Raw genomic sequence first — 25,352 nt, 5'->3', positions numbered from 1 at the left:
GGTGGCAAGAGTTCGCGTCGTCCGGTGCGGCCGGGCGGTGGTCGCTGTCGCGGGGTCGATTGGTGCCGTGTGTGGAGACGCGAGGTTGTGCGTCGTTGCGGCGGGTCGGTCCGCTATCGCGTTTGTTGCGGCGGGTCGGTCGGGTGCCGCGGTCGCCGCGCTGGAGCCGTCCGGCTCTGCGATCGCTGCGGCAGGTTCAACCGACACTACGGCGGCCACGGCAGGTCCAACCGGCACTGTTGTCGGCACGGCGAGGCGGTCCGTCGTGGCGGTGGCGGCGGAAGGATCGAGAGTCACCGAGCCAGTCGCAAAAGGCATCGCCATCGTCGGGTTCGCAGCGGTGAAGCCGTCCCTCACCGCAAGCTCATCCGTCACCGAGTCAGCGCCGCCCGCGCCAAGCCCGTCCAGACTCACGTCCATCACCACGTCCGTCGTATTCGTCACCCCAGTCACCGCAGCCACCCCAGTCACCGCGACAGTGCGCACCAGCCGTTCTGAAGCAGAGCCAATCCAGGCCAGTGGAGCGGGCCGCGCCCAGACCCGGCCCTCCGGGTCTTCTGGCGGCACCCCGGCCCGCTCCACCGGGTCAGTAGGCGAACGAAAGCGCCTGGTCACCGGAGTCACCGGAGTCATCAGAGTCCTCGGAACCATCAGAACCGCCCGAACCGTCGGAATCGGAAGGAGCAGCGGGCGGCATCACCGCGTCCACACCGCCCCGTACGTACTTGCGCATCAGGTACAGCTCCACCACACCCAGCACCGCGTACAGCACCGTCAGCGAGATCAGCGACGTCAGCACCTCGCCGACAGTCAGCTTCGACACCGCCTGCGCGGTGAACATCCACATGCCCTCGACGCCGGTCGGGTTGGGCGCGACCACGAACGGCTGCCGTCCCATCTCCGTGAAGATCCAGCCCGCGCTGTTGCCGATGAACGGCGTCGCGATGCCGCCCAGCACCATCAGCGGGAACCAGCGTCCGCCGGGGATTCGGCCTCGCCGGGTGAGCCACAGGGCCAGCAGGCCGATGCCCGCCGAGATCGCGCCGAAGCCGATCATGATCCGGAAGCCCCAGTACGTCACCGGCAGGCTGGGCACGTAGTCGATCGGCTTTCCTGCCAGCGATCCGAGCGCCGGGTCGTTCGGGTAGTTCGTGCCGTATTTCGCCTGGTATTCGGTCACCAGGTTCTCCACGCCCTTGACCTCGGTCGAGAAGTCGTTGTGCGCCAGGAAAGACAGCAGCGCGGGCACATTGAAAGTTTTGACGTCCTCGCAGTTCGCGTTGGCCACGTCGCCGACCGCGATGATCGAGAAGCTCGCCGGCTTTTCCGTGTGGCACAACGCTTCCGCCGACGCCATCTTCATCGGCTGCTGCTCGAACATCAGCTTGCCCTGCATGTCGCCGGTGATCGCCAGCACCGCGAACGCCACCACGCCGACCCAGCCGCCGAGGCGCAGCGACGAGCGCCAGACGTCGCGATGTTCGTCCGAATCCGCAGAACGCTTACGCCACAGGTGCCATCCGGCCACGCCGACCAGGAACGCCGCCGCCACCGAGAACGCGCCGGCCAGAGTGTGCGGGATCGCGGCGAGCGCCGTGTTGTTCGTGAGCACCGCGCCGATCGAGTTCATCGTCGGCTTGCCGTTCACGAACTCGACGCCCACCGGGTGCTGCATCCACGAGTTCGCGGCGAGAATGAAGTACGCCGAGGCCATCGTGGCCAGCGAGAACGCCCAGGCGCAGGCCAGGTGGATCTTCTTGGGCAGCCGGTCCCAGCCGAAGATCCACAGGCCGAGGAAGACCGACTCCACGAAGAACGCGAGGAGGCCTTCCATCGCGAGCGGCGCGCCGAACACGTCGCCGACGAACCGGGAGTAGGCGCTCCAGCTCATCCCGAACTGGAACTCCTGCACGATCCCGGTGACCACGCCCATGGCGAAGTTGACGAGCAGCAGCTTGCCCCAGAACTTCGTCATCTTGAGGTGCCGCGGTTTGCCGGTCCGCACCCATGCCGTCTGCATGGCCGCGACCAGCACGGAGAGTCCGATGGTCAGCGGGACCATCAGGAAGTGGTAGACGGTGGTGATGCCGAACTGCCACCGCGCGAGCTCAAGGACATCCACGTGTCCGATCCTCCGCGCGCGCCCCCGCGCCAGCCAGTTCAACACGTCCTGAACTTGCCGGGACCAACGTCCCGCCGACCTGCCGAAAGCCGGTGCCGGGAGACCTCGGAGCTACCCCCGATCAGGTGGCGGCTAGCGCGTCTCCTCCACAAGCCACGACAGGTACCGCGGGCTGCCGCCGACGATCGGCGTGACGATGACCTCGGGCAGGTCGTAGGGATGGCGCACGTTCAGGAACTCCTCCAGCGCGCCGGACCGGTCCGCGGCCGTCTTGCACTCGACCCGCCATTCGGCCGCCGTCTGCACCTCGTCCTCCCACCGGAAAACGCTGGTGATCGGCCCCACGATCTGGGCGCACGCGGCGAGCCGGGCCTCGATGGCGCTCGCGGCGATGGTGCGCGCGGCGGCCTCGGAGTCGACGGTGGTGGTGACGACGACGTGGTCAGCAGACATGACCCGCACCGTACCGCAGCCGGAAAACAGAATTCGGCGCACCGAAAAAAATTATCCGGCTAACCGGTGTCGAGCATTCTGGCGACCTTATCAGGCAATTCGCGAAACCCATCAGCTTGCGGTTTTCTGAATCTCCCCTTTATCGTTGCAGTGAAAGGGGTGAGCACGAACCCATGTCTCCCGCATTGATCGCTCTGTTCAGCGCGTTCGGCCTGGTACTGGCCGTCGAGCTGCCGGACAAGACGCTCGTCGCGACGCTGGTGCTCACCACCCGTTTCCGCGCCTGGCCGGTATTCGCCGGAGTGTGCGTGGCATTCGCCGTGCAATGCGTGATCGCGGTGTCTTTCGGAAGCCTGCTCACCCTCTTGCCGGAAACGCTTGTTTCGGTGCTGGTCGCCGCGATGTTCGGCGTCGGAGCGTTCTTGCTGCTGCGCGAGGGCTTCAGCGAAGGAACCGAGGCGGGCGAGGACGCGTCGCGGTCCGGGCCGGGACCGGTGTCGTTCCTGCGCTCCGCGCTGACGTCGTTCGGCGTGCTCTTCGCCGCCGAGTGGGGCGACGCTTCCCAGCTGGCGACCGCCGGTCTCGTCGCCCGCCTCGGCAACCCGTTCGCGGTCGGGGTCGGCGCGTTCGTCGCGCTGGTGTCGGTCGCCGGGCTGGCGGTGTTCATCGGCGCGAAGATCCGCGACCGGATCCGGCCGAAGCTGATCCAGCGGGTCGCCGGGTTCGTGTTCGCCGGATTCGCCGCGTTCGCGCTGGCCCAGCTGCTCTGGTAACCGCGGTTTCACAGGAACGCCAGGTAACCTCTTCGGAACCCCCGAACGAGGACCAGGTGAACCCCCGGTGACGCCATGGCCTTCGCCATGACCGCCGAGGAGCGCCCGTGCCGACCACTTCACGCGCCGCCGTGTCGCCGGTGCACGGCAGGCTCGCGCTGGTCGGCATCGGGGCGGCCGTGGTCATCGCGACGGACCTGCATCTGCGGCTCTCCGCGCAAATCAGCCCGGTCTGGCAGACGCTCTCGGAGTACGTCTACGGCCGGCTCGGCGACCATTCGGCCGCGCGGCTGTTCACCGTCATGTGCCTGGCGCTCGCGCTCGGCTCGCTGGCGTTGCTGGCCGGGCTCGTTAAAGCCCGCCGTTCGCCCGCGGTCGTCCTCCTGCTCGGCGTGTGGTGCGCCGGTCTCACGATCTGCGCGACAGTCCCGGTCGACCCCAATGGCGAAGCCCGCTCCTTCGACGGCCAGTTGCACAACGCCGCCGCCCTCACCGCGTTCCTCGCACTTCCCACGGCCGCCTGGCTGCTGACCCGCCGCGGTCGCCGATCGTGCCCGTGGGAGCCGCGCCGCACCACGATCCGCAGGCTGGCCGTCGCGAGTTTCGCCAGCGTGGCAGTGGTGCTGGGCGGCTTCGTGTTCACGCTGATCACCGGGCCCGCGCACCAGGAAGTGACGCTCGGACTGTTCGAGCGGCTGCTGTTCACCGTCGACCTGGCGCTGCTGCTGACCATGGTCCGGCCACTGGTCGCCGCGTCCCGCCGCTAGGTCCGCAGCACCTCGGCTAACTTCGAAGCCGCCTCGACCGCCAACGGCCCGACCTCGTCCGAGACCAACGGCTCCAACGAGATCACCCCGACGCTCGCCCGCAGCCCCGGCACCCCACGCACCGGCGCGGCGACTCCCGAAGCACCGGCCTCGATCTCGCCGGTCGAAGCGACCCACCGGTCAATGCTGCCCTGCCGCAACGCCATCGCCCGCCCGGCCGCGCCCGCGGCGAGCGCGTGGCTGCTGCCGACCCGGTACGCCACGTGATAGCTCGTCCACGACGGCTCCACCACGGCGACCACTTGCGCATGATCGCCCTGCGCCACCGTCAGATGCGCCGTAGCGCCGACCTTCTCGGCCATCACGCGCAGCACCGGCCGCGCGGCCTCACGCAGCTGTGGGAGCACCTGACCGGCCAGCCGCAGCACTCCGACGCCGAGTCGCACCTTCGTGCCGTCTCGCCAGATCAGGCCACGTTCGGACAGCGGCACCAGCAGCCGGTACACCGCCGCACGGCTCGCGCCGATGGTCACCGCGAGTTCGGAGATGGTCGCCGCCTGCTCGCCCGAATCTGCCACCGCCTGCAGCAGCGCCAGACCGCGGTCGAGGGTCAGCGACCCCTCCCTGCTCACAGCAGCTCGAGTTCACCCAGGTCGGCCACCGGCTCGGCGAACGAAGCCGCCGCGTACGACCCGAACAGCTCCCGGACCGCCTTCGCGGCCGGTTCCGGCAACGCGCGCGCTTCGTCGGCGAGCGCCTTGCCGTCGGTCGATTCCAGCGCTTCGCGGACGTCGCCGCCGGAGAGGCAGCGCGCGGACGCGACGAGCAGGTTCAGGAAGCCGTGATGCGTGAAGCCGGTCTCCGCGTCGACGTGCCGGACCGCGCGGTGCAGGCTGTTCGTCGCCTTGAACGACGCCCCCGGCGAGCCGCTGACCACGGACAGGAAGTCCGCGACCTCGTCCACGCTGGGGAAGTTCTCCCCCGCCTTGCCGCCGCAACGGATCTTCGGCCAGCTGCCGTGCTCGATCACGTTGCGGACGCCGTCCAGCCAGCCGACGCCGCGGCGCGGCTCGACCACCCGGATGACGTCCTCGGGCACGAACTCCGAGACGCGTTCGAGCCACACCTCGTCGACGTCGGACGGGGCGGGCATCTCCACCATCCGCAACGACAGCAGCTCGCTGCGCGATTCGACGATCGAGATCGCCTTCGGGACGCCGCCGAGACCGGTGTCGATGATCAGCGACAGCGGCAGCGGCTCCTTCGGCTTGATCTTGATCAGCTCGGTGATCAGCTCGGGCAGCCGCGAGGCCTGGCACAGGAAAACCCCGAGCACCCCGGCGTGTTCCCCGGAGCGCGATTCGAAGTGCGCACGCAGCGCCTCCGGCATCGCGACGTCCGCGGGAGGGAAGAGCGCCGAGTCGTCGACGAGCCTCGCGAACAGGGGGGGAATTCCACGGGGGCCGGGTGGCGTGAGTTCCACAGCGCTTGACACGACTGACACGCTAGTAGCGTACGGCAAGAGGACAAAATCGTTCGCTCTGCGGACGCATTCCGAGCGCCGCTCGACGAAGGATCAACCGGCCCAATCCGCCCGGATCCAGCGTTCAGCCAATCCCCTGACCAGGGCTTTCCCGTACCATGGGTGATCTTCCCGCGCGCTCTTCCCTCCGCAGGGCAATTCAGGTTAGGCTCACCTAAGTAGGAGGTGAGCCGTGACCGAGGCACCCGTATCCGTGCGCCGCCCGCCCGCGCCGAACCCCGCCGAACGCGCCAAGACGATCGCGATCCGCGGCGGCCCGGCGACGATCATGCCGACGGTCGAGAACGCCGGCTGCGAGGCCGAACGCGTCGAGCCCGTCCTGCATCACGTGCACCACAGCGGAAGCGTCAGCATTCTTCTGCCGGACGAGCACCCGATGGTGTCCGCGTCCCGGCAGGCTCAGCGCGGCGAGCTCGCCGTCATGGTCGAACTCGCCGACCACGCCCCGGTGGCGCTGCGGGAACCGGTCCGCGGCCTGCTGTGGATCACCGGATGGCTCCGGCCGCTGACGGAGGTGTCGGCCCGCGCGCGTGCGGTGTCGATCGCCGAGCAGCGGCCGGACCACCGGCTCCTCGACGTCGGTCACGGCCTCACGCTGCTCCGGCTCACCCCGGCGTCGCTGGTCCTTGCCGACGCGGAGGGCACGCATTCGCTGCGGCCGCACATGTTCAGCGCGGCCCCGCCGGACCCGTTCCACGACTACGAGGCCGAATGGCTCCGGCACCTGGAAAGCGACCATCCGGACGTGGTGGAACAGCTGGCCCGGCACCTGCCCGCGAACCTGCGCGGCGGCCGGATCCGCCCGCTCGGCCTCGACCGGTACGGCCTGCGCCTGCGCGTCGAATCGACGGCGGGCGACCACGACGTCCGCCTCGCGTTCTCCCGCACGGTCGAGGGCCCGCCGCAGCTGGCGGCGGAACTGCGCCGGCTGCTCGGCTGCCCGTTCCTCCGCCACCAGCACGGCGAGGCCTGACCGTCCGTGAAGGACTCCTTGAGGGAATCTGATTCCCTCAAGGAGTCCTTCACGGACCTCAGGCGTCCGCCAGCTCCGGAGGGAATCCGCCGGTCGCGATCGGCCCCCAGCGCTCGATCGTGATCCGGATCAGGCTCTTGCCCTGTTTGCGCATCGCCTCGCGGTACTCGTCCCAGTTCGGGTGCTCGCCGGAGATGCTGCGGAAGTAGCCGACCAGCGGCTCGACCGAATCCGGCAGGTCGATCACCTCCGCGGTCCCGTCGACCTGGACCCAAGGCCCGTTCCACTCGTCCGAAAGCACGCACACCGACACCTTCGAATCGCGCCGGAGGTTGACCGCCTTCGCGCGCTTCGGGTAGGTAGCGATGACGATCCGGCCCTCGTTGTCGACGCCGCATGTGTTCGGGGACAGCTGCGGCCGTCCGTCGGCGCGGGTGGTCACCAGGATCGCGTGGTGACGCTCTTTGAGGAACGCGACCAGTTCGGCGCGCTCGACCTTCGTGTTGGTGGCGATAGTCCTCGGCATACCCCGACGGTAGCGTGCGTTCATGCGCACCACAGAGCGTTCCGGAGGGCCCTCAGGCCTGCGAGCCTGGCTCAACCCGGCACTTCCGGCGTTCCCGGCTCCGCTCACCGACGCCCGCGAGCGGCGCGCGGTCAAGATCGAGCTGGTCCTCGTTTTCGGCATCACGCTCGGGCTGTCCGGTGCGCGCAGTCTGCTGTCCCTTGTGGACTCTCTGTTGCGGCCGACCCCGTTGGCGCAGCAGCAAGTGCAGCTCAACGTCCCGCGCGCCGCGGCGAGCCTGCTGGACCTGCTCCAGCAACTGCTGAGCGCCGCGCAGCTGATCGGCTGGGGCGGGCTCGGGCTGTACCTGCTGTGGCGGGCCGGGGTGAAACTGCGCGAAATCGGCCTGAGCCGCCGCATCCGTTCCGACGTGCTCATCACCGTCGGAATCGCCGCGCTGATCGGCATTCCCGGGCTCGCGCTGTATTTCATCTCGTATCACCTGGGCTTCAGCCTCGCGGTGCAACCGTCCACTTTGGGCGACACCTGGTGGCGGCCGATCGCACTGACGCTTTCCGCGTTCGGCAACGCTTTCGCCGAGGAAGTGCTCGTGATCGGCTACCTCCTCACCCGGCTGCGCCAGCTCGGCGTGCGCGAGAACGCGTCGCTGTTCGGCGCCGCGGTGCTGCGCGGCTCCTACCACCTGTACCAAGGGTTCGGCGGGTTCGTCGGCAACCTCGTGATGGGGCTGGTGTTCGGCCGCGTGTGGCAGCGCACCAACCGGCTGTGGCCGCTCATCGCCGCGCATACTTTGTTCGATATGGTGTCCTTTGTCGGCTATTCGTTGCTGAAAGGCCGTCTTTCCTGGCTCCCGTGATGCCCGCTCATTAGGCTCGCACTTCGTGAGCGAGACGAGCGAGACGACCGCACCTCCCAGGGTGGACAGCGAAGTCGGGCCACTGCGGGCAGTCCTGTTGCACCGGCCGGGAAACGAGCTGAAACGGCTCACTCCCCGCAACAACGACAAGCTCCTTTTCGACTCCATCCCGTGGGTGAGCCGCGCGCAGCAGGAACACGACGCGTTCGCCGACGTCCTGCGCGGCCGGGGCGTCGAAGTGCTGCTGCTGGCCGACGTTCTCCGCACCGCGCTCGAGGATCAGCGCGCACACGCCGCCGGTGTCCACGCGGCGGTGGACGACCGTCGTCTCGGCAATGACCTCGCGGATTCGCTTAGGTCGCACCTAACGAGCGTCGACGCGCCCGCGCTCGCCGAGGTCCTGATGGCGGGCATGACGTTCGAGGAGCTTCCGTCCGCCGAGGGTGCGTCGCTGGTGCGGATGATGCACAATCCGCGCGACTTCGCCGTCGATCCGTTGCCCAATCTGCTTTTCACCCGCGATTCGTCGGCGTGGATCGGCGACCGCGTCGCGATCTCGTCGCTGACCATGCCCGCGCGGCGGCGGGAAACGGCGCTGCTCGACCTGATTTACGCCTACCACCCGCGATTCCGCCACGCCGCGCGCGCGTACGGCGCGCATTCCGCGCCGATCGAAGGCGGCGACGTCATGCTGCTGGCCCCCGGCGTCGTGGCGATCGGCGTCGGCGAACGCACGACTCCGGCCGGCGCCGAATCGCTCGCCCGTTCCGTATTCGCCGACGGACTCGCGCACACCGTCGTCGCGGTGCCGATCGAACAATCGCGCGCGACGATGCATCTCGACACCGTGTGCACGATGGTCGATGTCGACGCCGTCGTGATGTATCCGCTCGCCCGCGATTCCCTCACCGCGTTCACCATCAAGCCGACCGGCGACGGCGGCGTGAAAGTCGCCGGCCCGACGCCATTCCTCGAAGCCGCCGCGGAAGCGATGGAGATCGACCGGCTGCGGGTGATCGACACCGGCCTCGACCCGGTCACCGCGGAGCGCGAGCAGTGGGACGACGGCAACAACACGCTGGCACTGGCCCCGGGCGTGGTCGTGGGGTACGAACGAAACGCGGAGACCAACGAACGGCTCGCCGCGGCGGGAATCGAGGTGCTGCCGATCACCGGGTCCGAACTGGGGTCCGGGCGAGGCGGACCGCGCTGCCTGTCGTGCCCGGTGCGCCGCGACCCCCGCTAACCCAAGTTAGCCTTTCCTTAATAAGGGCAAACACATTAAGGGAAGGCTAACCAAAATAAGCATTTCCTTCTTGAGGAATGGTAACCCTAATAGGGTGGAGATCACCAGCCAAAAGTGGAAAACAATCGGACATTGACGTACCGTGATGGACATGGCCCTCACGAAGAAAGAACCGCGCTCCAAGTTCTACGAACTGCTGCAGGCGCAGATTCACAATGAGTTCAACGCCTCCCAGCAGTACATCGCGCTCGCGGTCTGGTTCGACAACGAGGACCTGCCGCAGCTCGCGAAGCACTTCTACAAGCAGTCGGTGGAAGAGCGCAATCACGCGATGGCGCTCGTCCAGTACATGCTCGACCGCGACCACCACGTCGAGATCCCCGGCACCGGCCAGGTCCGCAACGACTTCTCCTCCCCGCTCGAGCTGATCGAGCTCGCGCTGGAGCAGGAGAAGGAGGTCGCCGCCGACATCTCCGCGCTCGCGAAGGCCGCCCGTGCCGAGGAGGACTACATCAGCGAGCAGTTCACCCAGTGGTTCCTCAAGGAGCAGGTCGAGGAGATCTCCCAGATGTCGACGCTGGTCACGGTCGCGCGCCGCGCGGGTGACAACGTCTACGAGATCGAGAAGTTCCTGCACCGCGAGGCCGTCGGCGACGCCGGCGCGGATGCCGGGATGCCCCCGGTCGCGGGTGGCGCGCTGTAGCGCTCGAGCACGTCCGGAAGCCCGGTTGTCCCCATTGTGGACAACCGGGCTTCCGCCTGTGGATAACTATCGCCGCTCGTAATGCGCGATGAGCACGCCGGTGGTGGTCGCGACGCTTCCGGCGAGCGTGAACGCGGTCAGCGGCGCGGGTCCTTCGAACAGCCGCGCGCCGCGGCCGAGCGTCAGCGGATGGATCAGGAACGTGTAGCGGTCGATCAGTCCGGCGGCGTGCAGCGAACGCGCGAGCGAAACGCTGCCGATGATCGCAAGATCCTTGCCGGGCAAGGCTTTCAGCTCCGCCACGGTCTCCACCGCGGAACCGCGCAGCAGCACCGAATTCTGCCAGGCATCGGCGCTGTCGAGCGTCGTGGAGACGACGTACTTCGTCGCGGCGTTCATGTGCGTGGTGTACGGATTCCCGTCCGTCCGCGGCCCCCACGCGGTGGCGAAGTCCTCCCAGGTGCGTCGGCCGAACACCATGTCCCCAGGCCGGTCCATGCCCTTCCCCATCTCGCGCACCAGAATGTCGTCGGTATACCCGTTTCCCCACCCGCCTAGGTCGAACCCATTGTGGGTGTCCTCATCGCCGCGACCGGGGCCTTGCACGACGCCGTCGAGAGTGGTGCTCAGGATGACACTGATCGAACGCATCGGGAATGTCCTTCCGCTTCCGCGGACCGCGAACCGGCCCGTCACCCGCTACACGAGCGGCGCGGAGCCGAATCGACATCGGCCCGGCGGAATTTTCAGCCGGCGCAGTCCGGCGTCTTCGCCCGGACCTCGACGGCCTGGACAGCCCCGTCCGAATTCAGCGTGAAGTGATACGCGCCCTGGTCCCCGGTGGGCGACACGAGCGCGCTCCCCGACTCCGACGTGCCCGGATAGGTCGACGTGACCTGGTCCTTCGGCGTCCCGTCGCCCACGCCCTCCGGGGTGTGCGCGGCACCGTCGGGCTTCACCGCGACCACGCCGTTGTCCTGTGACACGACAGCGGTCGCGGCGGGAACGCCAGCGCCGCTGACGTCGTAGTACGTGCAGCCAGCCGATTCTTTCACCGCCGTGAGCTTCATGCCCTGGTCCGCGAGCTGCTGCTCGGTCATGCCGAGCTTCACCGCGCCCAGGCCGTCCGCGGTCACCAACGCTCCGGAAGCGGCCCTCGTTGGCGTTGTCTGCGGCGAGGCCGGCTTCGGGTGATGCGGATGCGCCGGCGGCACCGGAGGTTCGGCCGTACCGTGCTCCGACGATTCGACCGGTGCTTGGACCTGCGTCGGTTCGGCGCTCGAAGGAGGCTCGGGGACCGAAGAAGGCACCGTGGGCTGGGCCGACGCGGCGCGCTCGGCGGTGAAGTCAGTTGCCGCGGGCGGCGTGCGCAACTGGATCACCACCAGCCCGGCCGACACCACCGCGAGCACGCACGCCGCCCCGGCCGCGGACGTCAGGACGCGCTGCCTGCGCCGCCGCCTGCGCGCGCCCGCCACGATGACTGACGCGGCGTCCTCGGTTGGCGAGACGGCCAGCCGGTCGTCGGCGAGGAGGGCGCGGAGGCGCTGTTCCAGATCTTCAGGTTCGCTCACCCTGCGTCGCCTCCTTCCTGGTTCCTCAGTTTCGCCCGCAAGGACGCGATCGCCTTGCTCGCTTGGCTCTTCACCGTCCCCTGGCTGATGTCCAGCGCCTTGGCGATCTCCACTTCGGACAGTCCTTCGTAGTACCGCAACACCATCACCGTGCGCTGCCGCGGCGGGAGGTCGCGCAGCGCCTGCCACAGCGGCTCGTGTTCGAACGGGTCCTTCGCCGGGCTCGGGCTGGTCTCCGGCAGGTCCGCGACGAGGTTCTCCCGCCGCGTCCGGCGCCAGCGGCTGACGTGCGCGTTCGCCATCGAACGCCGCACGTAGGCCAGCGGGTCGCCGGTCTTCTGCTGCACGTACGACCAGCGTGCGCCCATCTTTTCGAGCACGGTCTGAACGAGGTCCGCGGCGTCGTGCGGATTTCCGGTGAGCACGTGGCCATAGCGGAGCAGGCCGGGCAGGGCCTCGCGCACGAACTCGCCGAAGTCCGTGATCGTGTTGACGGCTTCCGCCTGGCTGCCTGCCCACGGCCGATCTCCGCTCGTGAGGGGCAACGCGGCTGCTGTCACCGTATCGCCCCTTCCCCGGATGACCGCGTCGAGCGACGGCTCCTCGTCATCCCCACCACGCATGAGCGCCCCCCGGGGTTGTCCCGTCTCCGTCGCTACTTTCCGTAGCTGTGGACAACTGAGGTCAGCGCACGGAAAGCGACTCGGGCAGCTTCAAGGCGCCGCCGGTGTCAGTGGGGAAATCGTGTACCGAGACCACAGCGTTTCGCGGGACCGGACCGTAAATGTGCGGAAACTGGATTCCGCGCGGGTCCGGCGGCGCGCCGTCCTCCCAGCGGACGGGCGCGTCGACCAGCTTGGGGTCGATTTCGAGCAGGACCAGGCCGGATTGGCCGCGGAAGAGCGCGTTGGCGGGCAGGGCGACGGTGCCCGGGTCCGAGCAGTGGATGAAACCGACGTCGTCGAGCGAGGACGCACGGTATTCGCCGTCGGCGGGCACCGCGGCCCACTCGTCGCGGGTGCAGATGTGGAGGATCACGCTGTGATCGTCCCATCGACTTACCCACATGTGGACAACTCGACCTGAGTTGTCCACATGTGGATAGGTCAGCGAATGGTGAGCTGCCGACCGATCAGGCCGTCGCGAGCGCGCCGCTCGGCGGCGTTGAGCGGCTCGGAGTCGAGCGACTTGAGCGCCTCGTCGAGCCGGGCGCCGAGCTGGTCCTTGGGCTCGGCCCACTCCCGGGCGTGCGCCTCGGGGTCGAGGTCCCACACCGGGACGAGCAGGCCGTGCGCGCGGAACGAACCGGCGTAGCGGGTGCCCTCGCCGAGCCCGAGCGTGCCCGCCGCGGACAGCCGCGCAAGCGCTTGCAGCAGCAGGTTCTCCGGTTCCGGACGGACCCAGCGCAGGTGCGCCTTCTCGCCGGCGAGCACCCAGTACGCGCCGGAGCCGAGCCGATCGGTGGGCATGATCGCGGCGTTGGCGCGCTCGAGGGACACCGCGACGTCGCCGGTCGCGTCCGCGTCCTCGGGCAGCCACCACGCGAAGTCGGTGTGAAGGGCGACCTCCAGCTCCGCGCTCGGCACGAGCAGGTCCTGGAGCCGGTTGTGCTCGTCCGGGTCGGTGGGCGACGTCGTGTCCGGCACCGACAGCACGTCGCCCGGTTCGGCGTCGAGCAGCCAGCGGAGCGCGCGGCCGAGGTCGCGGCTGATGTCGGAGGACCGCGTCTGCACCTGCAGACCGAGGAAGCGCTCGCCGTCCGAACGGACGAACGCCGCGGCGGCCATGGGCAGCACCGTGCCGAGCGTGACGTCGCCGCCGTCGGCGAGCGTGAGCTTCGCCGTGGCCGACGGGACGAACTCGCGCAGCGCGATCAGCTCCGGCTCCGCCGCCAGACCCTCGAACGGCTGCCCGACGAAGACGTCGCGCACCTTCGGCTTGCGGTCCGGCTTCGGACCCTTCTTACGCGCGCCCTTACCCATTTCACCCTCCTTGAACTCGAAGTCAGACGCTATCGAAGCGACCGGCCGTCCAGGCTCGCGGGTTAGAGTCTGCTCGTGTTCGACCCTCGCGATCCCGCCTTCCTCGCCGACCCGTATCCCGCGTTCGCCGCGCTGCGCGCCGAAGGCGAGGTGCACCGGCACGATGGCCTCGGCATCGCGATCACGGTCTCGCACGCCGCGTCCGCCGCCGTGCTCCGGCACCGCGGACTCGGCCGGATCTGGACCGACGCGCAGCCGCTCGAACGGTTCGCGTCGTTCAACCTGCTGCACCGCAACTCGTTGCTGGAGAACGAACCGCCCGCGCACACCCGCCTGCGCCGCGTCATCGCGGGCGAGTTCGGCCGGGGCCACGTGCAACGGCTGCGTCCGATGGTCGGGGAACTCGCGGAGTCCATGGTGGACACTCTGGCCGCGAAAATCGCCGCCGACGGCAGCGCGGACCTGCTCGAACATCTGGCGCAACCACTGCCGGTCGCGGTCATCGCGGAACTGCTCGGCGTCCCGACGTCGGACGGCTCGCAACTGGTGGCGTGGAGCAACGCCATCGTGAAGATGTACGAATACGGTCTGTCCGAGGACGGCCGCGACGCCGCCGAGCAGGCCGCGGCCGATTTCGTCGCGTATTTGCGCGAGGTTGTCGCTGGCTCCCCGCGCGGGATCGTCCGGGACCTGACCGCGAGCGAGTTGACCCCCGACGAGGTTGTCGCCACCGCGGTCCTGCTGCTGATGGCGGGTCACGAGGCGACGGTGAATGTGATCGGCAACGGGGTGACCGCGCTGCTCACCCACCGCACGGAATGGGAGCGGCTTAGGTCCGACCCAACGTTGCTGGACACGGCTGTGGAAGAACTGATCCGCTTCGACTCGCCGCTGCAGTTGTTCGAGCGCACGGCGACCGAGGACGTGGAGATCGCCGGTCACCGGGTCGCGAAGGGCTCGAAGATCGGTGCATTGCTGGGTGCCGCGGCGCGCGACCCGAAGGTGTTCGACACGCCGGACACCCTGGACGTCGGCCGGTCGCCGAACGCGCACCTCGGGTTCGGGATGGGGATCCACTACTGCGTCGGGGCCCCGCTGGCTCGGGTGGAGATCGCGGCGGCCCTGACGGCGCTGACGAAGCGGCTTCCGGGGTTGCGGCTGGCTGCCGAGCCGGAGCGGAGGCCGGAGTTCGTGATCCGGGGATTGCGGGCTTTGCCGGTGACTGTCTGAACCTCACCGCAGCCCTGCGAACAAGTCGTCCTCCAGTCCGGTTCCGATCTCGACAGCGCCATTCGTGCCGGCCAGGTGGTAGTCCTCCCAGGGCCACGCCTTTCGCTCGATCTCCCGGGAGTGCGCGAAAAACGGGTGCGCTGGGTCCATCTGCGTGGCGTGCGCGCGCAACGCGGCGTCCCGGGTGGCGAAGTGTTCTTCGCAGCGGATTCGGGTGGTCACGGTGAGCAGGTCGGTTGGCGGTAGTTCTTCCAGTACTGGGCCCATCATCGACTCTTCGCCAGCAGCGAGGGTCGCCTGGTGGATGGCTTCGAACCAGGATCGGCTGAGGGTGGCCAAGTAGTAGAGCTTGCGCGGGGTGCCGTCGTCGGATTCGTCGAACGCAGCGGTCGTGACCTCGTGCGTGCGGATGTGGTCGGGGTGTGGATAACCGCCGGTTTCGTCGTAGGTGACCACTACCTGTGGACGGAATTCCCGCATCAGCTCCAGCAGCGGTTTTGTCGCTTCAGCTATGGGAATCTCGGCGAAGCTTCCGGCGGGGGACGGTTCCGTCAGGCCCGAGTCCTCGTGGCCCAGGAACGTTTGGCGGATGCCGAGAATCCTTGCCGCATCAGCCATTTCTCGCCGACGGATGGCGGGCAGATTCCGTCGGATGTCCTCTCGGTCCAAACTTGGGTTGAGTACATCACCGCGTTCGCCGCCGGTGCAGGTGGCTACCAGGACGTCGACGCCTTCGGCTGCGTAGCGGGCCAGGGTGGCGGCACCTTTGCTTGATTCGTCGTCTGGGTGGGCGTGCACGGCCAAGAGGCGCAGCGTCATGCGCGGCTTCCTTTCGGGAAGAAGAGGGCAGGGATAAAGCTCAGCAGGGAAAGGCCAAGTGCCCAGGTGAAAGTTGTGCCGAACGCGGCGGCACCGGCCGGTTGCGCGTGCAGGACAGCCACCAGCAACGCCGTGCCTAGCGAGCCGCCGATGCGGTTGACGACGTTGATCCCGCTTGCCGCTCGCGGGATTTGGCTGCGTTCCAGCGAGGTGTAGAGCATCGTCATGCCGGGTGTGGTCGTCGCGCCTAGGCCGAACCCACGGATCAGCAACGAGATTGTCAACAGGATCGGGCTGGGGGAATCGCCGAGTTGGGTGAAGGCGATGGTGCCCAGCAACGACAGCGCGATGCCGGTGAGCATGACTGTTCGCGAGCCGAAGCGGTCTAGGAGCTTTCCGCCGGCGATGAGGACGACGGCGGAGCCCAGAGCTTGTGGAGCTAGCAGGAGCCCGGCGGCGAGGGCGGAGGTGTGCTGGATTTGCTGGTAGTAAAGCGGAAGCAGCAACATCGAGCTGTACAGCGACGCGCCCAGCAAGAAGGTGCTCGCGCTCCCGACGGCGAAAGCCTTGTGCGCGAACAACTTCAGATCGAGCAGCGGCGCTTGCACACGGCGGGCGTGCCAGGCGTAAGCGATCAGCAGTACGGCACCGGCGATGGCGAACGTGTTGGAACCTTCGCCTAGGCCGTACCCAAGAGCACCGAGTCCGGGCGGGAGCAGCAGGAGGCCGCGGACGTCGAGTGGGTCGCGCGTGCCGGCTGGTGCTTCGCGCGGCAGCACTCGGACGGCAAGCAGCAAGGTGGCGACGCCGAACGGCACGATCCCGAAGAACAGCCAGCGCCAGCCCAGATCCTGAACGAGCGCACCGCCGAGCATCGGGCCGAGTACCGGCGCGACGGTCGCGGGCAGCGTGACGACGCCGATCATCCGGCCCAGCCGAGGACCGGCAGCCTGCGCGAAAATCGCCTGGCCGACCGGTTGCATGAGACCGCCGCCGAGGCCATGCAGCACGCGGAACGCGATTAGCGCAGGAGCCGACCAGGCGAAACCGCACAGCACCGTCCCCAGCGTGAAAAGCCCGACGGCCGCGATCCACACCTGACGGCCGCCGAACCGGTCGGCGAGCCAGCCCGACAGCGGGATGGTGAGCGACGCGGCCAGCAGGTACGCGCTGGCCACCCACTGCACGGTCGGCAGCGAGCTGTCCAGGTCACGCGCCATCACGCCGATCCCGACCGACACGATCGTCGCGTCGAGGATCGACAACACCGCGCCCAGGATCAGCACCCCGCCGAGCCGGCGAAGCCCGGAATCGGACACCGGAGCCTGCGTGGTCATCGAGTCGCCTCATTCATTAGGTCGGACCTTAGATTAGGTCGAACCTAGTTAGTGGGTCAAGCACAATTTTAGGTCGGACCTAGTACACTGGCCGGGGTGAGCCTCAGGGAGCAGAAGAAGCTGGAGACGCGGCAGACGATCTCCGCCGTGGCGACGCGGCTGTTCATCCAGCGCGGGTTCGACCAGGTGACGATCGCGGAGGTCGCGGAGGCGGCGCGGGTCGCCAAGATGACCGTGACCAATCACTTCAGCCGGAAGGAAGACCTGGTCTTCGACATCCGGATGGACTTCGTGGACTGGCCGGCGAACCTGGTCCGCGCCGATCCAGAGACGCCCGCGCTGGTCGCCGTGCGGGACGGATGCTTCGCGGAACTGGACAAGACGAGCCCGATGCTCGGATTCGCGGAAGTGTCCTTCGTACGGATGGTGCGGCAAAGCGAACGCCTCACGTCCGCACTCCGGGATATGCACGTGGACCGGGAGACCCAGCTCGTCGCCGCGCTGCTCGACCGGCATCCGGACCGCGAAATGCTGTCGCGGACGGCCGGGGCGCACCTGACGTCAGTGCTGCGGCTTCTTCTCGACGACGTCTGGCAGCTGACCTGGCAGGACGTCAAGCTGGACGACCTGGTGGAGCAGATCCGGGATTCCGCGGCAGTCGCGTTCGGGCAGCTGGAACCGGCGCTCGGCGACCTTTAACGCGCGGCGCCGACCGGACGCGCGGTCCGCAGCTCCGGCTCCGGTGCGCCCTCGATCCTGAGCACGCGGAAGTCGCGCAGCCGTTCCGGGGCGATCGGCGTCAGCAGGTGCGAGAACCGCCGGATCACCAGCGCGGTGACGATCGCGAGCCCTGCCGCGGCGAGGTCGGTGAGCGCGACCAGCAGAACGCTGTCCGCCATCGCCTGTACTCCCGGCCGGATGCGCCAGATGATCGTGACGACCAGCAGGACCCAGTTGGCCAGCCACGCGCCCCACCAGCCGAGCACCAGCCGCGAGGGCTTCGGCCGTTCGTCGCGGGGACGGCGGAGCACGGCGTGCTCCAGCTCGCTGACCACGGACAACGCGAGCGGCAGATTCACGATCGGCACCAGCACGCTCACGAGCACCTGCCAGACCGGCCGCGGCGGCGTTTCCCCCGCTTCGTCGGCGGCGGCTTGCCGGGCGACCAGCAGCCACCAAACCGAGAGTCCCGCCGGGAGCAGCGAAAAGATCGTGGTGAGCAGGCCGGCGAGCATGACGAAGGCATCGGAGAATCCGACGACGCTGCTGTTCAACGCGGAATCGCGGCTCTCGACGAGCAGGGCGTACCGCCAGATCTCCGCTGCCGCCGCGATCACCGCGAGGACGGCGAACGTCCAGAGGATCGTCGTGAGGCTCCGCGCGAGCACCGGAATGCGGTCGATCGGCCGGATCTCGCCGGACGCGGTGCCGGGCACGTTGGTCGGACGGCGCCAGGTCAGGTTCGGAAAGCCCCAGCGCGGCGGGACCGGATAGGACGGCGGTCCGGAGTAGGGCGTCGCGGGCACGGCGCGGCGACGGCGGACGGCACTCGGCGGCGGGGAGGCGACCCAGCGCAGCTTGGCCGCGCGCTTCGGCGGAGTCGGCTGCGGCTGTTGCTGAGCCGGTCGATGGATCGCGCCTTGCGGAGCGGCGGTGAACGGGCGGGCGTAGCCCTGATGCTGCGGGTACGCCTGCGCGGGGTACTGCGGATGCGCGGGGTACTGCGGCTGGTACGGATGGGCGAACTGCTGGCCGGGATGCGCGGACCCGGCTGGCGGCTGCGCCCAGTGGCCGGGGTGCGGAGGCTGGACCTGCCCCGCAGGACCGCCGTGCTGGCCGGGGTGCGGCTGCGGGCCAGGCTGGACGAAGCCAGTCGGCTGCGCATACGCACCGCCGGACTGAGCGGGATACGACTGCGGACCAGGCTGCGAAGCCGAGCCAGCCCGACCAGACCCAGGCTCATTCCCCTGCGGTGCCCACGGTCCGGCATGACCCGCGCCAGGACCAGGCTGCCCGTAAGCGGCCCCCTGAGAACCGGACGTGAACCCAGTCCCGCCCTGACCAGCGTCAACCGGCGCACCAGAAGGCTCGCCCCGCCGGGAACCGTCCCCTTCGTCCCGGCCGAAGCCAGGAACGAACGACACCGGATCCGAGGATTCCGGCGGCTCGGGAACAGACTGGGCAGGCATCCGTCAGAGAACCTCGGGTTCAGCGTCGGAGTTTTCGCTCACCATGCGGCGGCCTTCGCGGGCCCAGGCTCCCATTCCGCCCGCGACGTTGACCGCGTCCCAGCCGCTCGCGTTCAGCCAGGCCGTGGCGCGCGCCGAGCGGCCGCCGGAGCGGCAGATGACGTAGACCGGGTTGTCCTCGGGGAACTCGGAGAGTTCCCCGACCCGCGCGGGCAGTTCGCCGAGCGGGATGTGCACCGCGGCGGGGGCGTGCCCGGCGGCCCACTCGTCGTCCTCGCGGACGTCGAGCAGTGCGACGTCCGCGGGAAGGTCGCGGACTTCAGCGGTCGGAATTTCAGCAGGGCTCACCACAGGTTCCATGCTCCCATGTCAGGACGTTGTACGCGTGTGAGGAACGCTAACCGCTACGCCTTGCGGTGTCGTCCCCGGCCGGCGCGCAGCTTGTCGTCGGCCTGGCCGAAGCGGGCGACCGCGCGGTCGCGCATCAGGCCGAGCGGGTCGGGGGCGTGCAGGCGCAGCATGATGTCGTTCACCAGTTCCGGGCGGCCGGACCGGGTCAGCCGGCTCACCACGTAGGTCGCCAGGAACGCCGCGGGCACCGAGATCAGCGCGGGCTGCACGGTGTACCACGGCATTTTGTCTCCGGTGTACTCGCAGACGATGTTGTACGCCAGCGCGCCGAGCACCATTCCGCCGCCGACGACCATCCCCGCCAGCGCGCCCGGCCAGCTGAGCTTGCGCCACCAGATGCCGAGCAGCAGCAGCGGGCTGAACGTGGACGCGGCGAGCGCGAACGTCATCCCGATCGACAGCGAGATGTCCTCGGTGCGGAAGATCAGCGTGAGCGCCATCGGGCACACCGCGACCAGCAGCGTCGCGACCCGGAAGTCCTTGACCCGGCCCGGCAGCAGGTCCGTCGACACGACCCCGGCCACGCTCACCAACAGCCCCGAGCAGCTCGACAGGAACGCCGCGAACGCGCCCGCCGCCACCACCGCGGCGAGGATCTGTCCTGGCCAGCCCGGCAACACCGCGGTCGGCAACAGCAGCACGGCCGCGTCGGTGTTGCCGGTGAGCAGCAACTGCGGCACGTACATCCGCGAGAGCGCGCCCAGCATCGTCGGGAACAGGTAGAACAGCCCGAGCAGGAGCAGCACGTGCACGGTGGTGCGGCGCGCGGCCTTGCCGTCGGGGTTGGTGTAGAAGCGGACGAGCACGTGCGGCAGGCCCATGGTGCCGAGGAACAGCGCGAAAATCAGCGAGTACGTCTGCAGCAGGTCGCTGATGCCGCTCGACGCCGGGTGCAGCCACGCGTCGTTCGTCGTGGGCGCGTCGCTCACGATCGGCACCGGCGTTCCCGCGGCGAATTCCAGCGTCGTTCCCGAGGACACCTTGTGCGGCACGAGCGGCGACCAGCGCGCCATGCCAGCCGCGGGACCGCCGTCGATGTGGCCGTGTGCGTAGAAGAACGTCTCGGTGGTGACCTTCACGGTCACGTCGGTTTCCACCGTCACCTTGGTTTCCGACGGAAACAGCGGAGGCGCGGGCGCACCGAGCGCACGAAAGCCGCCCGGGCCGCCGCCGGAGAAGAAAACCATGCACAGCACGAAAGTCGGCACGGCGATCGCGAACAGCTTGAGCCAGTACTGGAACGCCTGGACCACGGTGATCGCGCGCATTCCGCCGGCCATCACGTTGACCGCGACCAGGACGATGACGAGCAGCGCGCCCGCCCACGCCGGTACCGGCACGATCTGCGCGAGCGTCAGCCCGGCGCCCTGCAGCTGCGGAACCATGTAGAGAATCCCGATGAACACCGCGCCCGCGGTCGCGAACCGGCGCAGGCCGATCGAACCGAGCCGGGCCTCCACGAAGTCCGGCAGCGTGTACGCACCGGACCGGCGCAGCGGCGCGGCGACGAACAGCATCAGCGCGAGGTATCCGGCGGTGAAGCCGATCGGGTACCAGGTCGCGTCGGCGCCTTGCTTGAGCACCATGCCCGCGACGCCGAGGAACGACGCCGCCGACAGGTATTCGCCGGAAATCGCCGCGGCGTTGCGGCTGGATCGCACGGTGCGGCGGGCGACGAGGAAATCGTGCGTGCTGGTGGCACCGCGCGACGAACGGAAGCCAAGGTAGAACGTCGCGAAGGCGACCAGCACCAAGCCGGTCAACGTCCACGGGGTCAGCTGCACGGCGTGAATCCTCGCACGACCGCACGGTTTCCGGACGCGCCGCCACCAGGGCGCGCCGCCCCCGCGCGGGTCAGTTCTCGATCATGTCGACGAAGTCGCGTTCGTGCCGCTCGGCGAGCCGGTTGTACCAGAGGCCGACGGCGAAGAGGAACGGGAACGGAAGCAGGCCGAGCACGAGCCACGGGATCGGGATGCCGATCACGGTAAACCGCGCGACCGCCGGGAGGAAGTAGAACAGCGCGGGCAGCATCCCGAGCACGACCAGCACGAGCACCGCCAGCCACACCGACGTCCGCAGCTGCACCTTCACCAGGTCGCGGACCAGCAGTTTTCCCCAGCTGGTCTGTTCCTCCAGCTCGATCCTCCCGCGCATCCGGCCGGACGACTGCCGCGAATCGGCGAGCACCACGCGTTCCCGTTTCGGCCGCACGTGCGCGGGTTCGCTGGACCGCGGGGCCGGTTCGGGTGCGGGCGGCACCGGTTCGACCACCGCGCGGTCCTCCGGCCGCACGCCCAGCGTCGGGTCCGGTTTGCGGACTCCGTTCTCGAGCCGGTGGTAAGGGTCTTCGGGCGAGGACATCGACGGCTAGCCGCCCCGGCCGGAACCGACGATGCGGTCCTTCAGCGCCCGGGTGTGCCGTCGGCTGACCGGCAGGACTTTCTCCTCGTTGCCGATCACGACCTGGTAGCCGCCCTGGCCCATCCGCATTTCGGTGATCAGCGGAAGCGCGACCAGGAACGACCGGTGGATCCGCACGAATCCGGCCTTCTCCCAGCGTTCCTCCAGTTGGGCGAGCGGGATGCGGACCAGGTGGCTGCCCTCGGTGGTGAACAACCGCGCGTAGTCGCCCTGGGCTTCCACCCAGCGCACCGACGAACGCGGGATCAGCTTCGTGGTGCCGGCGAGTTCGACGGGGATGACCTCGTCGTCGTTCTTCACCGGCTCGGCGCCGCCCTGACCGGCGGGCGGGCCCGCGACCGTGGCCAGCTTCTCGCGCACCCGCGCGACCGACCGGTCAAGCCGATCCTGCTGGAACGGCTTGAGGACGTAGTCGACCGCGCCGAGGTCGAACGCGTTCACCGCTTCCTCGGCGTGCCCGGTGACGAACACCAGTACCGGCGACGGGTTCATCGCCGTGATCACGCGCGACATCTCCATTCCGGACAGGCCGGGCATGTCGATGTCGGCGAACACGGCGTCGACCGTCGGCAGGCCGGTTGCCCGCCGGGCAGCCAGTTCCGGGTCGTCATGCGAGAACAGCCGCAGCGCGTCGGAGGCGTCCGAGGCCTGGAAAACGCGGTGGATGTGCGGGTTGTTCTGGAGACCGTGGCTGAGTTCGTCCAGCCCGGCCAGCTCGTCGTCCACGGCAAGGACGATGAGTTTCCGGGTGTCGTCGTGAGCACTCACAGTGAGACGCATCCTGCCGATTGCGAGGTGCATTGTCCAGACCCCAGCGGAGAGAGCCGCTTGTGAGTGGCGTACCGGAGTCGCCGCTCACCAGCTGTCACAGACCGAAACGCGACCAGGCCGCCTTCGTGGTGACCGCGTCCAGCAGCGCGCTCGCCGCCGCGGGAGCCCCGATCCCGAGCCGCGCGAGCAGCGGTTTCTTAGGCTCGGCCACGGAAATCTCAGCACCGGGGTAACGCTTGTTGACGATCTCGCGCAGCGAACCGAGCCCGTCGACGAGCCCGAGGTCGACCGCTTTCTGCCCGAGCCAGACGTCGCCGGTGAACAAATCGGTGGAATCGGTCAGCCGGTCCCCGCGGCGTTCCTTGACCCATTCGACGAACAGTTCGTGCAACTGGCTGTGCATGTTCTTCAGCCACTCGACGTCCTCGGGCTTCTCCGGGCTGAACGGGTCGAGCCGCGATTTGTTCGCTCCCGCGGTGTGCAGCCTGCGCTCGATGCCGAAGCGTTCGAGCAGCCCGGTGAACCCGAACCCGCCGCTGATGACGCCGATCGAACCGACCATGGACGTCCGGTGCGCGTAGATCTCGTCGGCCGCGCAGGCGAGCCAGTACCCGCCGGACGCGGCGACGTCCTCGGCGAAGGCCAGCACCGGCACGCCCTTCTCGTCGGCCATCTGCCGGATCCGCTCCGCGACCAGGCCGGACTGCGTCGGCGCACCGCCGGGCGAGTTGATCTGCAACGCGACGGCCTTGAGCCGGTCGTGCGCGAACGCCCTGGTGAGCGCGGATTCGACGGCACCGAGGTTGATCGCGCCACGGGCCAGCGGAGACGGCGTCGGCGTGATCACCCCGTGCAGCTTCACGACGGCGACCACGTCCTTGCGGTCGCCCCGGTCGCCGAGCACGGGAATGCGGGAAGTCAGCTTGTCGGTCACGCTCATCTGCCCAGGCTAACCAGTTCAGTGCGCGGGCAGCATTCCCGAACGCGAGCCGTGCACTCCGTCGGGTTCCGGTTCGGGCTCCACCGGCGCGGGCGGCTGCTGCGGAACGTCGGCGGAGTAGTCCGGCATGTTCGGCCGCACGCCGAGCTTGAACTTCGGCACCCGCAACGCGACCTTCATGCCCGCCCCCGGCGCTGTTTCGACGGTGAGCGCGTAATCCTCGCCAAATACTTGTCGCATCCGCTGGTTGATGTTGCCGAGCCCGACGTGCGCGCCGGTGCGGTGCGCGTTGCGCAGATCGGTGAGCTGCCGCGGATCCATGCCGATGCCGTCGTCCTCGACCGTGATCAGCGCTTCGTGCCCGTCGTCCCGCGCGATCACCGTGACGCAGCCACCGCTCGGCTTGCTGGCCAGCCCGTGTTTGACGGCGTTCTCGACGAGCGGCTGAATGATCAGGAACGGCACCACGACGCTCAGCACCTCGGGCGCGATCTTCATCCGCACCTCGAGCCTGCCGCCGAAACGAGCGTTTTCGATGGTCAGGTACCGGTCGATGTTGCGCAGTTCCTCGGCGAGCGTCGTGTACATGCCGGAGGTGCGGAACGAATAGCGCGTGAAGTCCGCGAAGTCCTGAAGCAGTTCGCGCGCTTCCTCCGGATCGGTGCGGATGAGCGCGGAGATCGTGTTGAGCGCGTTGTAGACGAAGTGCGGCGAAATCTGTGCGCGGAGAGCTTTGATTTCCGCCTGCTGCAACTGATTGCGCGATTCTTCCAGCCGCGCAAGCTCGAACTGCGTGCAGACGAATTGCCCCACGGCTTCGGCCATCTGCACCAGCTTGCCGCGCGTGCGCCCGACCACGATCAACGTCGCCTCAGCCTCGCCCTCAACGAGAATGGGCACGATCGCGGCGGTCTTCATCTTGCAAGTGCCCCGGTGATTGCACGGCATCTTGTTGTGATCAGCGACGGCGCGGCGATGCTTGCGCAACGCGGTGCCAATGTCCTCGACGACGTCCAGATAGTGGTCGGTCGCCTCGCCAGCCCAGGACAGCAGCGTGCCTTCACTGTCCGTGATACCCACGGCGAGACAGTCGAGCACCTCGAGCAGCTCCGCCGTCATCCGGTTGGCGGCCTCCTCGTCGAGCCCCGCCCGCAAGTTGGGCGTGGCCTTGGACATCCGGTGGACGGCCTGCAGAACGGCGTCCTGGATGACGCCCTTGGGCCGGCGCGCCCGGAAGGCGAGGACCAGCACCACGATCACCAGGAGGCCGACCAGGACCCACGGAACGACCAGCGCGTAGGGGAAGTCGGACACGACGTCCATGCTCTGCGCTCGACCGACCGGGTGCAAGGTCTGCTTCCCACTTTCTGTCCGTTGGCGACGCCGAGAGTGGCCAAACCCTACCGTCACTCCCGGTGAGCGTGAGGATCTTGCGCCATTCGAGTGGCTGCGGTGGCGGTGGGTCGCCGAAGAGTGGGTGACGGGACCCTTCACGGCTACGCAAAGTTAGGGATGACGGTCCCCTTCATCGCTTGGCTAGTGCGGATGAGGGTTCTTGGACGCCCCCCGCCCCCGCTGACTCGACCCAAGTCCGTGAGGGGAACCTTCACGGACTCAGAGTCCCTCAGGGTTCCCCTCACGACCAACGACGGTCCGCGAGGGACCCCTTCACGGACTTGGATTCCCTCAAGGAGCCCTTCACGGACCCACCGC

General features: G+C 68.6%; 27 protein-coding genes. 8 read left to right on the top strand and 19 right to left on the bottom strand.

Features of this window, described 5'->3' with window-relative positions:
- Window positions 1–586 precede the first annotated feature (586 nt).
- Both D0D37_RS38840 and cutA read right to left on the bottom strand, forming a co-directional pair.
- Window positions 587–2,122 (bottom strand): cytochrome ubiquinol oxidase subunit I, encoded by a 1,536-nt coding sequence (locus D0D37_RS38840; protein WP_116205568.1) that lies wholly within the window; start codon window positions 2,120–2,122, stop codon window positions 587–589.
- A 132-nt stretch (window positions 2,123–2,254) separates the two neighbouring features.
- A complete protein-coding gene (gene cutA, locus D0D37_RS38835) occupies window positions 2,255–2,575 on the bottom strand; it encodes a divalent-cation tolerance protein CutA (RefSeq protein WP_037718964.1) in 321 nt (106 codons plus the stop codon).
- A 173-nt stretch (window positions 2,576–2,748) separates the two neighbouring features.
- Here cutA and D0D37_RS38830 point away from each other — a divergent pair, with 173 nt between their 5' ends.
- Together D0D37_RS38830 and D0D37_RS38825 are read left to right on the top strand one after the other, a co-directional pair.
- Complete coding sequence (locus tag D0D37_RS38830) at window positions 2,749–3,348, top strand: TMEM165/GDT1 family protein (protein WP_162834696.1); 600 nt, start codon at window positions 2,749–2,751, stop codon at window positions 3,346–3,348.
- Between the two features lie 107 nt (window positions 3,349–3,455).
- Entirely contained in the window at window positions 3,456–4,115 is a 660-nt protein-coding gene (locus D0D37_RS38825) for a DUF998 domain-containing protein (protein ID WP_116205567.1), read from the top strand.
- On the opposite strand, the gene D0D37_RS38820 is transcribed toward D0D37_RS38825, so the two are convergent.
- Window positions 4,112–4,747: a helix-turn-helix domain-containing protein gene (locus D0D37_RS38820; RefSeq protein ID WP_116205566.1), complete on the bottom strand. Its 636-nt coding sequence runs from the start codon at window positions 4,745–4,747 to the stop codon at window positions 4,112–4,114. The genes D0D37_RS38825 and D0D37_RS38820 overlap by 4 nt on opposite strands.
- Window positions 4,744–5,598, bottom strand: coding sequence for a hypothetical protein (locus D0D37_RS38815; RefSeq protein ID WP_279630352.1), 855 nt, complete (start codon window positions 5,596–5,598; stop codon window positions 4,744–4,746). The genes D0D37_RS38820 and D0D37_RS38815 overlap by 4 nt, the downstream gene beginning before the upstream one ends.
- Window positions 5,599–5,830: 232 nt before the next feature.
- On the opposite strand from D0D37_RS38815, the gene D0D37_RS38810 reads away from it, so the two are divergent.
- Entirely contained in the window at window positions 5,831–6,631 is an 801-nt protein-coding gene (locus D0D37_RS38810; RefSeq protein ID WP_116205564.1) for a DUF2470 domain-containing protein, read from the top strand.
- A 58-nt stretch (window positions 6,632–6,689) separates the two neighbouring features.
- Here the strand turns inward: D0D37_RS38810 and D0D37_RS38805 are convergent, their stop codons facing one another.
- Window positions 6,690–7,157: a PPOX class F420-dependent oxidoreductase gene (locus D0D37_RS38805; protein WP_116205572.1), complete on the bottom strand. Its 468-nt coding sequence runs from the start codon at window positions 7,155–7,157 to the stop codon at window positions 6,690–6,692.
- A gap of 22 nt (window positions 7,158–7,179) precedes the next feature.
- Between D0D37_RS38805 and D0D37_RS38800 the strand changes: the two genes are divergently transcribed.
- The 3 genes from D0D37_RS38800 to D0D37_RS38790 all read left to right on the top strand — a co-directional run bounded on the left by D0D37_RS38800 (window position 7,180) and on the right by D0D37_RS38790 (window position 9,962).
- The gene (locus D0D37_RS38800; protein ID WP_116205563.1) at window positions 7,180–8,013 is read left to right on the top strand and encodes a CPBP family intramembrane glutamic endopeptidase; all 834 of its coding nucleotides are present in this window, start codon (window positions 7,180–7,182) and stop codon (window positions 8,011–8,013) included.
- Between the two features lie 61 nt (window positions 8,014–8,074).
- Window positions 8,075–9,259, top strand: coding sequence for an arginine deiminase (locus D0D37_RS38795; RefSeq protein ID WP_116205562.1), 1,185 nt, complete (start codon window positions 8,075–8,077; stop codon window positions 9,257–9,259).
- 151 nt (window positions 9,260–9,410) lie between these two features.
- Complete coding sequence (locus tag D0D37_RS38790; RefSeq protein ID WP_162834695.1) at window positions 9,411–9,962, top strand: ferritin; 552 nt, start codon at window positions 9,411–9,413, stop codon at window positions 9,960–9,962.
- Window positions 9,963–10,028: 66 nt separating this feature from the next.
- On the opposite strand, the gene D0D37_RS38785 is transcribed toward D0D37_RS38790, so the two are convergent.
- The 5 genes from D0D37_RS38785 to D0D37_RS38765 all read right to left on the bottom strand — a co-directional run bounded on the left by D0D37_RS38785 (window position 10,029) and on the right by D0D37_RS38765 (window position 13,518).
- Window positions 10,029–10,613, bottom strand: a complete 585-nt coding sequence (locus tag D0D37_RS38785) for a dihydrofolate reductase family protein (RefSeq protein ID WP_116205560.1) — start codon at window positions 10,611–10,613, stop codon at window positions 10,029–10,031.
- Between the two features lie 95 nt (window positions 10,614–10,708).
- Window positions 10,709–11,536, bottom strand: a complete 828-nt coding sequence (locus D0D37_RS38780; protein WP_116205559.1) for a hypothetical protein — start codon at window positions 11,534–11,536, stop codon at window positions 10,709–10,711.
- Complete coding sequence (locus tag D0D37_RS38775) at window positions 11,533–12,096, bottom strand: SigE family RNA polymerase sigma factor (protein WP_244223827.1); 564 nt, start codon at window positions 12,094–12,096, stop codon at window positions 11,533–11,535. The genes D0D37_RS38780 and D0D37_RS38775 overlap by 4 nt, the downstream gene beginning before the upstream one ends.
- Before the next feature lie 124 nt (window positions 12,097–12,220).
- Window positions 12,221–12,574 carry a DUF952 domain-containing protein gene (locus D0D37_RS38770; protein ID WP_116205558.1) on the bottom strand — a complete coding sequence of 118 codons (354 nt, stop codon included), beginning with the start codon at window positions 12,572–12,574 and terminating at the stop codon, window positions 12,221–12,223.
- A gap of 68 nt (window positions 12,575–12,642) precedes the next feature.
- Complete coding sequence (locus tag D0D37_RS38765; protein WP_116205557.1) at window positions 12,643–13,518, bottom strand: DUF5926 family protein; 876 nt, start codon at window positions 13,516–13,518, stop codon at window positions 12,643–12,645.
- A gap of 75 nt (window positions 13,519–13,593) precedes the next feature.
- On the opposite strand from D0D37_RS38765, the gene D0D37_RS38760 reads away from it, so the two are divergent.
- On the top strand, window positions 13,594–14,748 hold the full coding sequence (locus tag D0D37_RS38760) for a cytochrome P450 (protein ID WP_116205556.1): 1,155 nt from the start codon (window positions 13,594–13,596) through the stop codon (window positions 14,746–14,748).
- A 3-nt stretch (window positions 14,749–14,751) separates the two neighbouring features.
- Here D0D37_RS38760 and mca read toward each other — a convergent pair whose 3' ends face one another.
- Together mca and D0D37_RS38750 are read right to left on the bottom strand one after the other, a co-directional pair.
- Window positions 14,752–15,567: a mycothiol conjugate amidase Mca gene (gene mca / locus D0D37_RS38755; RefSeq protein ID WP_116205555.1), complete on the bottom strand. Its 816-nt coding sequence runs from the start codon at window positions 15,565–15,567 to the stop codon at window positions 14,752–14,754.
- Window positions 15,564–16,904, bottom strand: a complete 1,341-nt coding sequence (locus tag D0D37_RS38750) for a DHA2 family efflux MFS transporter permease subunit (protein ID WP_116205554.1) — start codon at window positions 16,902–16,904, stop codon at window positions 15,564–15,566. The genes mca and D0D37_RS38750 overlap by 4 nt, the downstream gene beginning before the upstream one ends.
- Window positions 16,905–17,000: 96 nt before the next feature.
- On the opposite strand from D0D37_RS38750, the gene D0D37_RS38745 reads away from it, so the two are divergent.
- A complete protein-coding gene (locus D0D37_RS38745) occupies window positions 17,001–17,603 on the top strand; it encodes a TetR/AcrR family transcriptional regulator (protein WP_116205553.1) in 603 nt (200 codons plus the stop codon).
- Here D0D37_RS38745 and D0D37_RS48940 read toward each other — a convergent pair.
- The 7 genes from D0D37_RS48940 to D0D37_RS38710 form a co-directional block, all read right to left on the bottom strand.
- Complete coding sequence (locus D0D37_RS48940) at window positions 17,600–18,538, bottom strand: DUF4328 domain-containing protein (protein WP_162834697.1); 939 nt, start codon at window positions 18,536–18,538, stop codon at window positions 17,600–17,602. The genes D0D37_RS38745 and D0D37_RS48940 overlap by 4 nt on opposite strands.
- A gap of 558 nt (window positions 18,539–19,096) precedes the next feature.
- Window positions 19,097–19,453 (bottom strand): rhodanese-like domain-containing protein, encoded by a 357-nt coding sequence (locus D0D37_RS38735; RefSeq protein WP_116205552.1) that lies wholly within the window; start codon window positions 19,451–19,453, stop codon window positions 19,097–19,099.
- A 44-nt stretch (window positions 19,454–19,497) separates the two neighbouring features.
- Window positions 19,498–21,288, bottom strand: coding sequence for a sodium/solute symporter (locus tag D0D37_RS38730; protein WP_116205551.1), 1,791 nt, complete (start codon window positions 21,286–21,288; stop codon window positions 19,498–19,500).
- Between the two features lie 70 nt (window positions 21,289–21,358).
- Window positions 21,359–21,868: a hypothetical protein gene (locus D0D37_RS38725; protein WP_116205550.1), complete on the bottom strand. Its 510-nt coding sequence runs from the start codon at window positions 21,866–21,868 to the stop codon at window positions 21,359–21,361.
- A 6-nt stretch (window positions 21,869–21,874) separates the two neighbouring features.
- Entirely contained in the window at window positions 21,875–22,708 is an 834-nt protein-coding gene (locus D0D37_RS38720; RefSeq protein WP_162834694.1) for a LytR/AlgR family response regulator transcription factor, read from the bottom strand.
- An 85-nt stretch (window positions 22,709–22,793) separates the two neighbouring features.
- On the bottom strand, window positions 22,794–23,639 hold the full coding sequence (locus tag D0D37_RS38715; RefSeq protein WP_116205549.1) for a S49 family peptidase: 846 nt from the start codon (window positions 23,637–23,639) through the stop codon (window positions 22,794–22,796).
- Between the two features lie 18 nt (window positions 23,640–23,657).
- Window positions 23,658–24,962, bottom strand: coding sequence for a sensor histidine kinase (locus D0D37_RS38710; RefSeq protein ID WP_116205548.1), 1,305 nt, complete (start codon window positions 24,960–24,962; stop codon window positions 23,658–23,660).
- Between the last annotated feature and the right edge of the window lie 390 nt (window positions 24,963–25,352).

It is taken from the genome of Amycolatopsis circi (assembly GCF_003385235.1).
Taxonomy (GTDB): Bacteria; Actinomycetota; Actinomycetes; order Mycobacteriales; family Pseudonocardiaceae; genus Amycolatopsis; species Amycolatopsis circi.
This window is presented reverse-complemented; position numbering and strand designations above follow the sequence as displayed.